This is a genomic window from Streptomyces sp. NPDC045678 (assembly GCF_056432085.1).
The window spans coordinates 300,834-312,534 of sequence record NZ_JBWKJS010000002.1 but is presented as its reverse complement, the minus strand read 5'-3'; the positions used below and the strand labels follow the sequence as shown (position 1 = coordinate 312,534).

Sequence of the window (11,701 nt, the reverse complement as noted above, 5' to 3'; positions counted from 1 at the left end):
AGGCCCCCGCTCAGCTCTGCTGCTCGGACGGACGGTCCCCGGGTGCACCCGGCGCACCCGGCGCCGCCGCGTGCGACACGTCGAACCGCTTCAGACGCTCCAGGACCGCGTCCGCCGTCGGCCGCGCCATCTCGTCGACGATCCGCCCGTCGCCCAGGAAGAGGACCAGGTCGGAGTGGCCGGCCGCGCTCGGGTCGTGGGTCACCATCACCACGGTCTGGCCGAGCTGGTCCACCGCTTCGCGCAGGAAGCCGAGGACTTCGAGCCCGGCCCGCGAGTCCAGGTTGCCCGTCGGCTCATCGGCGAAGATCAGCTCGGGCTTCGCGGCGAGCGCCCGCGCACAGGCCACCCGCTGCTGCTGACCCCCGGACAGCTGAGCGGGCCGGTGCTTCAGCCGGTCCCGCAAACCCAGCGTGTCGATGACGTGCTCCAGCCAGTCGCGGTCGGGCCGCTGCCCCGCGATGTCCATCGGGAGCGTCATGTTCTCCAGGGCGTTGAGCGTGGGGATGAGGTTGAAGGACTGGAACATGAAGCCGATGCGGTCGCGCCGCAGCCGGGTCAGCTCCCGCTCCTTGAGGCCGGTGATCTCGGTGTCGCCGAGCCACACCTGGCCCGCGGACACGTTGTCGAGCCCGGCCAGGCAGTGCATCAGGGTGGACTTGCCCGACCCGGAAGGACCCATGACGGCCGTGAAGCGTCCGCGCGTGATGTCCACGTCGACCGAGTCGAGGGCGAGCACGGTCGTCTCGCCCGAGCCGTACGCCTTGGTGAGGCCGCGGGCGCGCGCGGCGATCCCGGCGGGCTCCGAACGGTCCGTGGACGGTGCCGAAGCAGGTGTGGACAAGGCGGCCTCCTGGGTTGTGGCCGTACCAACTCCCGTATTTCCGCTGAGAGTAGTGGGGCTCACCGGGTGTCCGGTATCCCTCCGAGGTCGGGCCCCGGGACGCATGTAAGGGACAAGGTCCTGGCGGTCTTGTCGTGCTAGCACCCTGGCGCTAGCTTGACGGTATGGCGAAGACTCAGCTGAACGTACGGGTGGACGAGGACACCGCCAGGGCCGCGCGGGAGCGCGCTCTGGCCCGGGGCATGAGCGTGAACCGCTACATAGAAGAACTGGTCAAACAGGACGCCGGGGAAATCGGACACACCTTCGTCGAGGCCGCCTCCGACTTCATGAAGCAGTACGAATCCGTCTTCGCCGAGGAGTTCGGCATGGACCGCGAGGGCAGCCGCCCGCTGCGTGAAGGTCGTCGCTGAGCCGTTGAACCTCAGAATCGACCTTGCCTGGCTCCTGATGATCGCCGAACACAAGACGCCCGGAGACCCCCAGGTCACCGACTGGGGGGCACTCGTCGCCGCCGTGAGCAGACACGAGGCCGAGATATTCGGCGTCCCCGTCTACGAAACCCCGCACGACCGCGCCGCCGCGCTCCTCCAGGTTCTCCTGCACATCCCGGCACTCGAACGCTCCAACGCCCTCTTCGCCTCCTCCGTCGCCTACGCCTACCTCGTCTCCAGCGGACTGAAGGTCGTCACCTCGCCCGAGCAGGTGCGTGATCTCGCCCGGCTGGTGAAGGAGGGCGGCGCGAGCGTGCACGCCATCGCGGACCAGCTGCGCCTGTGGAGTCTGTGAGTCCGCCTCCGGCCGGGTCCTTCAGGGCGCGTCGGGGCGGTACGCCGTGCCGAGCACGCAGTACGACGTGGGCAGCCGCGGCCCCCTCGCCGGTACCAGGAGCCGCCGGTGCGCACCGAGTTCGAACCCCGCCGCGCGCAGGGCCGCCAGGGTGTCCCGCGCGACGTGACAGCCGCCGAACAGAGGCGGCCACACCGTACGGTCCAGGACGCGCTGCGTGGTCGCCATCATCTTCCCCGGCGCGCTGCCGTGCTCGAGGAACCGCAGCTCACCGCCGGGCCGCAGCACCCTGCGGAGCTCGCCGAGCGCCCGCGGCACGTCCCGCACACTGCACAGCACCAGCGAGACCACGACCGCGTCGAACGCCTCACTCTTGACGGGCAGCGCCTCGGCCGCGCCCGGCACGACATCCACCGGCACGTCCGCACGCAGCGCGGCGGCGACCGCGAGCCGCCGCAGCAGCCGCTCCGGTTCGATCGCCACCACTTCGGAGACCGCGCCCGGGTAGTGCGCGAAGTTGAGCCCGTTGCCCGCACCGACCTCGATGACCCGACCGGAGAGACCGGCGAGCAGCTCACGGCGGTGGACGCCGATCACGGGCTCGGCGGCCACGCTCTGCCGGGCGTAGAAGCGGGCGAAAACGGGGTGGTGCACGGCATCCCGTGACACGGGCTTGGCGGAGCGCGGCGACATGGGCCCTCCTCGAGGGAGACCTCGGCGGATCGAGTGGATACCGCCATGGTGCCCCGGCGGGGGGCGGGCGACCCCGAGGAGCGGACGCGTCTCACCGACCGCGTTCCGACTGTCACCCGCCCGCCGTCCCGCCCACCGCATCAGTGCGCGAGCGGCGCAGGGGCCTCCCGTTCGGCGAAGGACGGCCCGTCCCACGTGCCGCCGAGCTCCGGGCCGAGCCAACCCGCGGCGGCGGCGCGGAAGTCGGCGCCGTCGAGCGCCCCCGCCCCCTCCGGGATGGCGCCGAGCAGCGGTGTGCCCGCGTCCTTCGGCAGGTCCGCGAGGTTGCAGCGGGACGCCAGGTCCGGGACGGCCGGCCAGCTGCCGACCAGCGGACCCAGCTGGCGCACGCCGCGCGCCCGCAGCGCCTCCGCCGTCAGCTGCGTCGTGTTGAGCGAGCCGAGTCCCGCCGACACCACGACCAGCACCGGCGCACCGAGGAGCCGGGCGGCGTCCGCGAGGGTGCCGCCCTCGTCGTCGAGCCGTACGAGCAGACCGCCCGCCCCCTCGACCAGGACCAGGTCGTGCTCGGTCGCGAGCTTCGCTGCCGCGTCGGCCACCTCGCGCGGGTGGACCTGGGCACGACCGGACCGCCGCGCGGCCACATCGGGCGCCAACGGCTCCGGATAGCGGGCGAGTTCGCACGTGGTGATGCCGTCACCCGCGAGACGCAGCACCTCCTGGGCGTCGCCGGGCTCACCGGGAGCGACCCCGGTCTGCGCCGGTTTGAGCACCGCGACACTGCGCCCCGCCGCGCGGGCCACGGCGGCCACCGCGGCCGTCGTCACCGTCTTGCCGATCTCCGTGCCCGTGCCGGACACCACGACCACCGTCACGTCAGCCCTCCTTCGCCGCCGCGCACACCGCGCGCGCGATCCGTGCCACGTCGTCGTCGCCCGTGATGAACGGCGGCATCGTGTAGATGAGGTCGCGGAACGGCCGCACCCACACGCCTTCGCGCACCGCCGCCCGCGTCGCCGCCTCCATGTCCACCGGGTGGTCCAGCTGGACGACGCCGATCGCCCCGAGGACACGGACCTCGCGGACCGAGGGAAGCGCGGCCGCCTCGGCGAGCCCTTCCCGCAGGCCCGTCTCGATCCGCTTGACCTCGGTGTGCCAGTCCTGCCCGAGCAGCAGGTCGATCGAGGCGCCGGCCACCGCGGCCGCCAGGGGGTTGCCCATGAAGGTCGGGCCGTGCGCCAGGACCGGCACCTCGCCCCGCGAGATACCGTCGGCGACCCGGGGCGTGCACAGCGTCGCGGCCATCGACAGGTAGCCGCCGGTCAGCGCCTTGCCGACGCACATCACATCGGGGGCGACCCCCGCGTGGTCGGCGGCGAACAGCGTGCCCGTGCGCCCGAAGCCCGTCGCGATCTCGTCGAAGACCAGCAGGACGTCATGGGCGTCGCACGCCTCCCGCAGCGCGCGGAGGTAGCCGGGGGAGTGGAAGCGCATCCCGCCCGCACCCTGCACCACCGGCTCGACGATCACTCCGGCGAGTTCGCCGGCGTGCCGCCCGATCAGCTCGTGGAGGTGCTCGGCGTACGACTCCTCGTACGCGTCGAACCCGCTCGGCGGCGCGTCCGCGAACACCTGTTGCGGCAGCACGCCCTGCCACAGCTCGTGCATGCCCCCCTTGGGGTCGCACACCGCCATCGGCTGCCAGGTGTCACCGTGGTAGCCGCCCCGCCACGTCAGCATCCGCTGCTTCTCCGGGCGGCCGAGCGAGCGCCAGTGCTGGAGGCACATCTTGACGGCGACCTCGACCGCGACCGACCCCGAGTCGGAGAGGAAGACGTGCTCGAGACCGTCCGGCGTGATGTCGACGAGGCGTTTGGCCAGGGAGACGGCCGGTTCGTGCGTGAGCCCGCCGAACATCACGTGGCTCATGCGGTCCAGCTGGCCGCGCACGGCCTCGTTGAGGACCGGGTGGTTGTAGCCGTGGATCGCCGACCACCAGGACGACATGCCGTCGACGAGCTCGGTGCCGCCGTCCGCGAGGCGCATCCTGACGCCGCTCGCCGACTCGACGACCAGGGGTTCCTGGCGGCCCGGCATCGGCCCGTAGGGGTGCCAGACGTGCTGCCGGTCGAGCGCGAGCAGGTGCTCCGTGTACAGCGTGGACAAGTCAGGCATTGGGCGCCAGATCCGTTCCCGCGCCCCGGCGGCGTACCGCCACCAGGTCCGTGCGCGCCTCGTTGGAATCCGCCACGGGCTCGGCGACCGGCTCGGCCGACCCGCAGGGCCCGCACCCGCCGCCCTCGTGCGAACCGCAGGCGCCGGCCTCGTGCGAGCCGCAGCCCGTCCCCCGGGCGGCCGCGGCCGCCTCGACGCGGTGCCGGGGCAGCGTCACCTGGTCCGTGCCCTCGACCTCGAAGCCGGCGTCCGCGATCATCGCCAGATCGTCCTTGCCCGCCTGGCCCTCACTGGTCAGGTAGTCGCCCAGGAAGATCGAGTTGGCGATGTTCAGGGCGAGGGGCTGCAGGGAGCGCAGATGCACCTCGCGGCCACCGGCGATGCGCACCTCGATGTCCGGGCAGACGAAGCGGGCCATCGCCAGAATGCGCAGGCAGCGCTGCGGCGTGAGGTTCCACTCCTTGGCCAGCGGCGTGCCCTCGAAGGGGATCAGGAAGTTGACCGGCACCGAGTCGGCGTCGAGCTCACGCAGCGAGAAGACGACGTCGACGAGATCCTCGTCCTGCTCGCCCATGCCGGCGATCAGGCCCGAGCAGGCGGACAGGCCCGCCGCGTGCGCCTTCTGGACGGTGTCGACGCGGTCGGCGTAGGTGTGCGTCTTGGTGATGTCCGCGTACGTCGCTTCCGACGTGTTGAGGTTGTGGTTGTACGCGTCCGCACCCGCCCCGCGCAGACGCTCCGCCTGCCCGTCCGAGAGGAGGCCGAGGCAGGCGCACACCTCGACGCCCTCGTTCTGCTCCTTCACCGCGGCGATGGTCTGTGCCACCCGGTCCACGTCCCGGTCGGTCGGGCCGCGGCCGCTCGCGACCAGGCACACCCGCTTCGCGCCGCCCGCGACGCCGGCCGCCGCGGCCTGCGACGCCTCGTCGGGCTTCAGCCAGGTGTACTTGAGGATCCCGGCCTTGGAGCCGAGGCGCTGCGAACAGTACGAGCAGTCCTCCGGGCACAGGCCCGACTTGAGGTTGACCAGATAGTTGAGTTTCACCCGTCGCCCGAACCAGTGCCGCCGCACCTTGCCGGCCGCGGCCACTACGTCCAGGAGATCGTCGTCGGAGGTGGCCAGTACGGCCAGCGCCTCTTCGCGGGTCGGCAGCTCGCGCCGAAGCCCCTTGTCCACCAGCGTGTTCAGCAGGTCCATGGCGCTGATCCTTACGCACGGCAGCCTCCCCGGCCAAGGAGAGTTCGCACAACAGAAACGGTTTGAGGTGTGGGTATTGCCACACCCTGGCCAGGTGGTCCGGCGGCTAAGGTCTGTGCAATGTCTACAAACAGGCCCCCCTTGACGGGCGCGTCCTCCGCGGCGTTCGGCTGGCTCGACGAGCAGGCGCGGCTGCGCGCGGACGCCGGACTCGTCCGCACTCTGCGCCCGCGCTCCGCGGACCCCGACGGTCTCCTCGATCTGGCGGGCAACGACTACCTCGGCCTGACCCGGCACCCCGAGGTCGTCGAGGGTGCGGCCGCCGCGGCCATGCGCTGGGGCGGCGGAGCGACCGGATCGCGGCTGGTCACCGGCTCCACGGAGCTGCACGCCGAACTGGAGCGTGAGCTTGCCGGGTTCTGCGGCTTCGAGGCGGCCCTCGTCTTCTCCTCCGGCTATGCGGCGAACCTCGCCGCCGTCACCGCGCTCGCCCCGCACGGCTCGCTGATCGTCTCCGACGCGGGCAACCACGCGTCCCTGATCGACGGGTGCCGGCTCGCGCGCGGGACGACCCAGGTGGTGCCGCACGCCGACCCCGACGCGGTGCGCAAGACGCTGGACGCCCACGACGGGCCCGCCGTGCTGGTGTCCGACTCGGTGTTCTCGGTGGACGGCGACATGGCGCCCCTCGCCGAACAGGCCGCGGTGTGCCGGGAGTTCGGGGCGGGGCTGATCGTCGATGACGCCCACGGACTCGGGGTGCTCGGTGACGGCGGCCGGGGCGCGCCGCACATGGCGGGGTTCGCGGGAGCGGACGACGTGGTGGCCACCGTGACGCTCTCCAAGTCCCTCGGCAGCCAGGGCGGCGCCGTGCTCGGCCCCGCCGCCGTCATCGAGCACCTGGTGAACGCGGCCAGGACCTTCATCTTCGACACGGGCCTCGCGCCCGCCGCGGCCGGTGCCGCGCTCGCCGCCCTGCGCCTGCTGCGCCGTGAGCCCGAACGCGCCGCGCGCGCCCGCGAGGTCGCGGCCGCCCTGCATCGGCAGCTCACGGCCGAGGGGCTTTCGGCGGTACGTCCCGACGCCGCCGTCGTCTCCGTGCGCGCGCCGTCTCCGGAACGGGCCGTCCAGTGGGCGGCGGAGTGCCGGGCCGCGGGCCTGGCCGTGGGGTGCTTCAGGCCGCCGTCGGTGCCGGACGGCATCTCGAGGCTGCGGCTGACCGCCCGCGCGGATCTCACCGACGCACAGATCGCCGGTGCCGTACGGGTGATCAGCCGCAGTGCGCACCGATAGCGTGCCGGGCCCCGTCAGAGGCCGGAAAGCGACTACCGGAGGCTGTTGAGGAACGACTCCCAGGGGCCGGGGGAGATGAGCAGGGCTGGCCCTGCGGTGTTCTTCGAGTCACGCACGGCGCACAGGCCGGTCAGCGGACCCGAGTCGAGGGTGGTGGTCTCGACGCAGTTGTTCATTCCATTGCTGAAACTGCTGCGCTGCCACCGCGCACCTTGAAGTGTCGTGCTGGAAGGTACGTACCGAGGCAGTGCGGTCATGGTGCCTCCTTACGCGCCGTCGCATAGCCCGGCGATGAATTCCGTTGAGTCCTCGGGTGAGAGCGCTTTTGCTTGAAGGGACAAGTAGGCCTCCGAGTAAGCCTGGAGGTCTTCTTTCCGTTCGAGGTAGAGGCTACTCGTCAAGTGGTCGAGAACAACCACATCCAGATCAGCAATGTCCGGAAATGAAAAAATAACGAAGGAACCGATCAGACCTACATGCTCACCTGCGGCGAACGGCAGTACCTGTAGCGCGACATGGGGCAGGAGGGATGCTTGTCGTAGCCGATTCAACTGTTCGGCGAAAACGTCCGCCCCGCCCACCGGCCGCCGCAGCACCGCCTCGTCCATGACCACGTGCAGACGCAGCGGCGGATCCGCGCGCAGAACGTCCTGACGGGCCAGCCGCACCTCGACCAGCGCGTCGACCTGCCTCTCCGGCACCCCGCCCAGCGCGGCCCGGGTCACCGCACGCGCGTAGGCGGGCGTCTGCAACAGACCCGGCACCACCGCCGTCTCGAGCGTGCGCATCCAGCTCGCCTGCGACTCCAGGCTGATGAAGTCCCGATAGGTCGCGGGAAGCAGATCGCGGTACGCCTTCCACCAGTGATGGCGTCCCGCCCCCTGGTCGTCGGCGCCGGTGAACGCGATGAGCAGGTCACTGAGTTGCGGGTCCTGCACCTGGTACACCTCCAGGAGCAGGCGCACGTCGGCGGCCTTCACGCCGCTGTGTCCCGTCTCGATCCGGCTCACCTTGGACTGGTGCCAGCCGGCCCTGGCAGCGGCCTGGCTGCTCGTGAGTGCCGCCTGCACACGCAGCGCGCGGAGTTCGGCACCGAGCTGACGACGGCGCACCGCGGGGCCGTACTGCATGCCCGTCTCCTTTCGGACGGAGCCGCCGGATTTATCAGGCGACGGGGCGGGGCAGTAGGCGAGATTAGAGGAAGTACCGCTCTCCCGCCCAAATACGGTCTGCCGTAGCAGAGTTCACCGCTTCGAGCGACAGATATATGCACATCTCGGTGGATCGCCACCCGTGACCGGCCAAGGAGTGGCAGGCTGGCGCGAAGCACCAGTCCGGGACTGTCCTCGAGTCATCCGCCGCGGGTCGGAGACCGGTCCCGGTGGGAAAGGGACAGCGCCGCCATGGCAGACCACCAGGAAGCCTCCGTCACCCTGCCGAGCAATCCTGCCTCGGTCCCCGCCGCCCGGAAATACGTCTCGCGCGTGCTCGCGGAATGGGGCCTGCCCGGCGACGCCGAGGTGGCCGAGACGATCAGACTGATCGTCTCCGAACTCGCGACGAACGCAGTGCAGCACACCCTGGGGCAGTCGCCCACCTTCACGGTCGACGTCGAACTCGAGCGTGACGAGCAGCTGCGGATCGGCGTCACCGACAGCCATCCGCGCTACCCCAAGCGCCTGCCCGCAGCCGTCCAGCAGGACAACGGCCGCGGCATGGTGATCATCCGCTGGCTGGCCGCCGAATGCGGCGGCAGGCTCTCGGTGAGCCCCACCGACGAGGGGGGCAAGACCGTGTGGATCGCGCTGCCCTGGCGCGCCCCCGTCCGGCGCACTCCCCGCGACGCCGCCCACTGACCGCGGGCCGAACGCCGCACGGGCCATCGCTCTACCGGCACCGTTCCCTGCGCATCGGGCCCGGGGCGCCCCCGCGGGCCCCCGACGGCCTGACGTCCCCCGGCGTCCTGACATCGGGCTCCTCGGCGAGCGCCGCCTCGACACGGGCCAGGGGGCGCCGCGCGAGCCGTGGCAGTACGCCCCACAGCCCGACGCACACCAGCAGCGTCCCCGCGCACGCGAGGACGCCCTCGGCCCGACCCGACGTCACATCGACGACGAGCAGCACCGAACCGGCGAGTGTCAGGACCAGGACACCCAGGCCGACGGCGGCGAGCCGGGACGACACCCGCACGATGAGCGGCTTGGCCCGCTGCTGGAACAGTGAGCGGTGCAGCGCGGCGGGCGCCGTGAACAGCGCCGCCGCGAGCACCGCGAGCAGCAGCGTCGTGACGTAGGTGCCGCGCTGCACCGCGTCCAGCGACGGAAAGCGCGGGCTGAAGGCGAGGGTGAGCAGAAAGGCGAAGAGGATCTGGACGCCCGTCTGCGTCACCCTCAGCTCCTGGAGCAGCTCCGCGAAGTTGCGGTCGGCGCGCTCCAGCGGCGTCTCATTGCGGGCGGTACAGGCATAGTCGTCGGACATCCCGTACGGGTATCCCCGCCGGGGGGGGGGGGGGGGCACCCCCCACCCCCCAGTGTTGGGGGGGTGTCAGGCCCCCCCCGGTTGTTTTGTGGCCCCCCTCCCCCCCCCCCCCCCCCCCCCCCCCCCCCCCCCCCCCCCCCCCCCCCCCCCCCCCCCCCCCCCCCGCCCCCCCCCCCCCCCCCCCGGACCGTCCGCGGTGGGTCAGCGGACCCTGCCGTACCAGACGCTCTTGGACCAGATCTTCTCCAGGCGCACCACAGTGCCCCTCTTGGGGGCGTGCCAGATGCGGTTGTTACCCGCGTAGATCCCGACGTGGTAGACGTTCCGACCGGAGTGGAAGAACACCAGGTCGCCGCGGGTCCGGTGGGACCGGGAGATGTGCTTGGTCTTGTTGTACTGCGCGGCGGCGGTGCGCGGGAGCTTCTTGCCCGTCTTCTTGAACGAGTAGAGCGTCAGCCCCGAGCAGTCGAACCGGTTGGGTCCCGCCGAGCCGTAGCCGTACGGGGAGCCCTTCTTGGACGCCGCGATCTTGAGCGCCTTCGTCCCGTGGGTGGCCGCCTCGGCCTCCGACGCGAGCCCGGGGGCCACGACGGTGCCGCCTACGACGGCGAGCGTGAGGACCGATGCGGCACCGGTCCTGGTGAGCAGCGACGGAACATGATTCAGCGCGGTCATGCGCAACCCTTCGTCAGCCGCCTGTGAAAGATGACCTGTCGGGTTCGGGCAGGCGAAGATGCCCGGCCGCGTGGTGCTCTGCGGCTTCACCCCAAGGGCGTCGTCCGGACTTCCCGGACGGGCCCGTCGTACCTGGGTCCTCCACTCCTGCCGTTGCACAGATGTCGACCGGTCATCCGGGTGGCGGCAGGACTCGGCGTCCGCCCGGACCGCCCCGCCGCTGTGGCGGGGGCTTGTCGTCGGAAGGGATCTTGACCCGAGATGGGTCGAAAAACCGAGCCGAAACGGCGTTTTGTGAGGCTCCTCACGACTGACCTGTTCAGGTGGACACTGCCGAAATCGGCTCCTGACGGTGGGGTCCGACGACCGCTCGACCAGCAGCGGAATACGTAATTCCGCCAGTGCTGTACTCGCGGAACGCAACTTTCGCCCCTGCGAAGAACGACGTATTCGTACGCCGTCCGGGGTAGCCCGACTGGTCCGTTTCGAAGTGACCCCGGACGTCGAGGCGTCGGGGGCGCGGTCGGCCGACGGCCTCTCAGCCGCCGCGCGGGGGCGGCACGGTGACTCTTCCGGCCCGTCGCTCGCCGTCGAGGACGCGCAGAGCCTGAGCGAGCGTCGGCGCGTGGACTTCGCTCTCGCCCCGCTGGTGCATGAGAGCGAGCGCGTCGCGCAGGGCGCTCGCCCGGCCGACGAGGGCCTGGGCGGCGCGGAGCCCGCCGTAGGTGTGCTCGGCGCGGGCCGGATTGATGCGGCCGAGCAGGTCGACGACTTCGAGGTAGCGGTCGACGAGCTCTGCCTCGGCGCGGGTCAGCGCGGGCAGCGGCGGCAGTTCGGGCGGCAGCATCGGTGGCGTCACCTCGGGTCGCGGGCGGCGAGCGACGCCTTGCGGCTCGGAATGATCCGGTCCACGAGGCCGTGGGCCAGGGCGGCGGGGGCGTCGAGGATCTTGTCCCGCTCGATGTCCGCGGCGATCTGCTCCCTGCTCCGTCCCGTGTGACGCGCGAGCATCTCCTCCAGCAGGCGCCGTGTGCGCAGGAGTTCGTCGGCCTGGATCGCGAGGTCCGTGGCCTGTCCCCTGAGCGGTTCGGTGACGGCGGGCTGGTCGATGAGGACGCGTGCGCCGGGCAGTGCGCATCGCTTGCCGGGCGTGCCGGCGGCGAGCAGGACGGCGGCGGCGGAGGCGGCCTGCCCGAGACAGATCGTCTCCACGTCGCAGCTGACGAACCGCATCGTGTCGTAGATCGCGGTCATCGCGCTGAACGAGCCGCCGGGGGAGTTGATGTACAGCGCGATGTCCCGGTCCGGCGCCTGGTACTCGAGGTGCATGAACTGCGCCATCACGTCGTTGGCCGAGGTGTCGTCGATGGGGGTGCCGAGGAAGACGATGCGCTCTTCGAGGAGCTTGGAGTACGGATCCATGGTCCGCACCCCCGAACTGGTGCGTTCGGTGAACTCGGGCAGGACGTGACGGGCAGACGGGGAACGGTTCATGGGGCGCCTCTCAATCCGGTCTCTGTAAAAAATGTACAGGACGTACGTTGCGCGGGGAGGTG

General features: G+C 71.4%; 15 protein-coding genes and 1 riboswitch. Of the genes, 4 read left to right on the top strand and 11 right to left on the bottom strand.

Annotated elements, in window-relative coordinates:
• Positions 1 to 10 precede the first annotated feature (10 nt).
• Positions 11 to 844: an ABC transporter ATP-binding protein gene (locus AC07DO_RS07975; protein ID WP_479057791.1), complete on the bottom strand. Its 834-nt coding sequence runs from the start codon at positions 842 to 844 to the stop codon at positions 11 to 13.
• 164 nt (positions 845 to 1,008) lie between these two features.
• Here AC07DO_RS07975 and AC07DO_RS07970 point away from each other — a divergent pair, with 164 nt between their 5' ends.
• Together AC07DO_RS07970 and AC07DO_RS07965 are read left to right on the top strand one after the other, a co-directional pair.
• Entirely contained in the window at positions 1,009 to 1,257 is a 249-nt protein-coding gene (locus AC07DO_RS07970) for an antitoxin (protein WP_479057790.1), read from the top strand.
• A gap of 4 nt (positions 1,258 to 1,261) precedes the next feature.
• A complete protein-coding gene (locus tag AC07DO_RS07965) occupies positions 1,262 to 1,633 on the top strand; it encodes a fic family toxin-antitoxin system, toxin component (RefSeq protein WP_479057789.1) in 372 nt (123 codons plus the stop codon).
• Between the two features lie 21 nt (positions 1,634 to 1,654).
• Here AC07DO_RS07965 and AC07DO_RS07960 read toward each other — a convergent pair whose 3' ends face one another.
• The 4 genes from AC07DO_RS07960 to bioB form a co-directional block, all read right to left on the bottom strand.
• Entirely contained in the window at positions 1,655 to 2,326 is a 672-nt protein-coding gene (locus AC07DO_RS07960) for a class I SAM-dependent methyltransferase (RefSeq protein ID WP_479057788.1), read from the bottom strand.
• A 140-nt stretch (positions 2,327 to 2,466) separates the two neighbouring features.
• Positions 2,467 to 3,201 carry a dethiobiotin synthase gene (bioD, locus tag AC07DO_RS07955; RefSeq protein WP_479057787.1) on the bottom strand — a complete coding sequence of 245 codons (735 nt, stop codon included), beginning with the start codon at positions 3,199 to 3,201 and terminating at the stop codon, positions 2,467 to 2,469.
• 1 nt (position 3,202) lies between these two features.
• Positions 3,203 to 4,501, bottom strand: a complete 1,299-nt coding sequence (locus AC07DO_RS07950; protein ID WP_479057786.1) for an adenosylmethionine--8-amino-7-oxononanoate transaminase — start codon at positions 4,499 to 4,501, stop codon at positions 3,203 to 3,205.
• On the bottom strand, positions 4,494 to 5,699 hold the full coding sequence (gene bioB, locus AC07DO_RS07945) for a biotin synthase BioB (protein ID WP_479057785.1): 1,206 nt from the start codon (positions 5,697 to 5,699) through the stop codon (positions 4,494 to 4,496). Before bioB ends, AC07DO_RS07950 begins: the two co-directional genes overlap by 8 nt.
• 120 nt (positions 5,700 to 5,819) lie before the next feature.
• Here bioB and AC07DO_RS07940 point away from each other — a divergent pair, with 120 nt between their 5' ends.
• A complete protein-coding gene (locus AC07DO_RS07940; protein WP_479057784.1) occupies positions 5,820 to 6,992 on the top strand; it encodes an 8-amino-7-oxononanoate synthase in 1,173 nt (390 codons plus the stop codon).
• Between the two features lie 32 nt (positions 6,993 to 7,024).
• Here AC07DO_RS07940 and AC07DO_RS07935 read toward each other — a convergent pair whose 3' ends face one another.
• Both AC07DO_RS07935 and AC07DO_RS07930 read right to left on the bottom strand, forming a co-directional pair.
• Positions 7,025 to 7,249 (bottom strand): DUF397 domain-containing protein, encoded by a 225-nt coding sequence (locus AC07DO_RS07935; RefSeq protein ID WP_479057783.1) that lies wholly within the window; start codon positions 7,247 to 7,249, stop codon positions 7,025 to 7,027.
• A 9-nt stretch (positions 7,250 to 7,258) separates the two neighbouring features.
• A complete protein-coding gene (locus AC07DO_RS07930) occupies positions 7,259 to 8,122 on the bottom strand; it encodes a helix-turn-helix domain-containing protein (RefSeq protein ID WP_479057782.1) in 864 nt (287 codons plus the stop codon).
• 273 nt (positions 8,123 to 8,395) lie between these two features.
• On the opposite strand from AC07DO_RS07930, the gene AC07DO_RS07925 reads away from it, so the two are divergent.
• On the top strand, positions 8,396 to 8,848 hold the full coding sequence (locus tag AC07DO_RS07925; protein ID WP_479057781.1) for an ATP-binding protein: 453 nt from the start codon (positions 8,396 to 8,398) through the stop codon (positions 8,846 to 8,848).
• Positions 8,849 to 8,879: 31 nt separating this feature from the next.
• On the opposite strand, the gene AC07DO_RS07920 is transcribed toward AC07DO_RS07925, so the two are convergent.
• The 4 genes from AC07DO_RS07920 to AC07DO_RS07905 all read right to left on the bottom strand — a co-directional run bounded on the left by AC07DO_RS07920 (position 8,880) and on the right by AC07DO_RS07905 (position 11,639).
• A complete protein-coding gene (locus AC07DO_RS07920; RefSeq protein ID WP_479057780.1) occupies positions 8,880 to 9,470 on the bottom strand; it encodes a DUF6328 family protein in 591 nt (196 codons plus the stop codon).
• A gap of 201 nt (positions 9,471 to 9,671) precedes the next feature.
• Positions 9,672 to 10,145, bottom strand: a complete 474-nt coding sequence (locus tag AC07DO_RS07915; protein ID WP_479057779.1) for a C40 family peptidase — start codon at positions 10,143 to 10,145, stop codon at positions 9,672 to 9,674.
• 3 nt (positions 10,146 to 10,148) lie between these two features.
• Positions 10,149 to 10,325: riboswitch (cyclic di-AMP (ydaO/yuaA leader) on the bottom strand.
• Positions 10,326 to 10,683: 358 nt separating this feature from the next.
• The gene (locus AC07DO_RS07910) at positions 10,684 to 10,992 is read right to left on the bottom strand and encodes a hypothetical protein (protein ID WP_479057778.1); all 309 of its coding nucleotides are present in this window, start codon (positions 10,990 to 10,992) and stop codon (positions 10,684 to 10,686) included.
• A gap of 8 nt (positions 10,993 to 11,000) precedes the next feature.
• Positions 11,001 to 11,639: an ATP-dependent Clp protease proteolytic subunit gene (locus AC07DO_RS07905; protein ID WP_479057777.1), complete on the bottom strand. Its 639-nt coding sequence runs from the start codon at positions 11,637 to 11,639 to the stop codon at positions 11,001 to 11,003.
• Between the last annotated feature and the right edge of the window lie 62 nt (positions 11,640 to 11,701).

Excerpts from the sequence above, each read along its gene's own strand:
- AC07DO_RS07970 (WP_479057790.1), top strand. The coding sequence starts at position 1,009 with ATGGCGAAGACTCAGCTGAACGTACGGGTGGACGAGGACACCGCCAGG.
- AC07DO_RS07960 (WP_479057788.1), bottom strand. The coding sequence starts at position 2,326 with ATGTCGCCGCGCTCCGCCAAGCCCGTGTCACGGGATGCCGTGCACCAC.
- AC07DO_RS07950 (WP_479057786.1), bottom strand. The coding sequence starts at position 4,501 with ATGCCTGACTTGTCCACGCTGTACACGGAGCACCTGCTCGCGCTCGAC.
- bioB (WP_479057785.1), bottom strand. The coding sequence starts at position 5,699 with ATGGACCTGCTGAACACGCTGGTGGACAAGGGGCTTCGGCGCGAGCTG.
- AC07DO_RS07940 (WP_479057784.1), top strand. The coding sequence starts at position 5,820 with ATGTCTACAAACAGGCCCCCCTTGACGGGCGCGTCCTCCGCGGCGTTC.
- AC07DO_RS07935 (WP_479057783.1), bottom strand. The coding sequence starts at position 7,249 with ATGACCGCACTGCCTCGGTACGTACCTTCCAGCACGACACTTCAAGGT.
- AC07DO_RS07930 (WP_479057782.1), bottom strand. The coding sequence starts at position 8,122 with ATGCAGTACGGCCCCGCGGTGCGCCGTCGTCAGCTCGGTGCCGAACTC.
- AC07DO_RS07925 (WP_479057781.1), top strand. The coding sequence starts at position 8,396 with ATGGCAGACCACCAGGAAGCCTCCGTCACCCTGCCGAGCAATCCTGCC.
- AC07DO_RS07920 (WP_479057780.1), bottom strand. The coding sequence starts at position 9,470 with ATGTCCGACGACTATGCCTGTACCGCCCGCAATGAGACGCCGCTGGAG.
- AC07DO_RS07915 (WP_479057779.1), bottom strand. The coding sequence starts at position 10,145 with ATGACCGCGCTGAATCATGTTCCGTCGCTGCTCACCAGGACCGGTGCC.
- AC07DO_RS07910 (WP_479057778.1), bottom strand. The coding sequence starts at position 10,992 with ATGCTGCCGCCCGAACTGCCGCCGCTGCCCGCGCTGACCCGCGCCGAG.
- AC07DO_RS07905 (WP_479057777.1), bottom strand. The coding sequence starts at position 11,639 with ATGAACCGTTCCCCGTCTGCCCGTCACGTCCTGCCCGAGTTCACCGAA.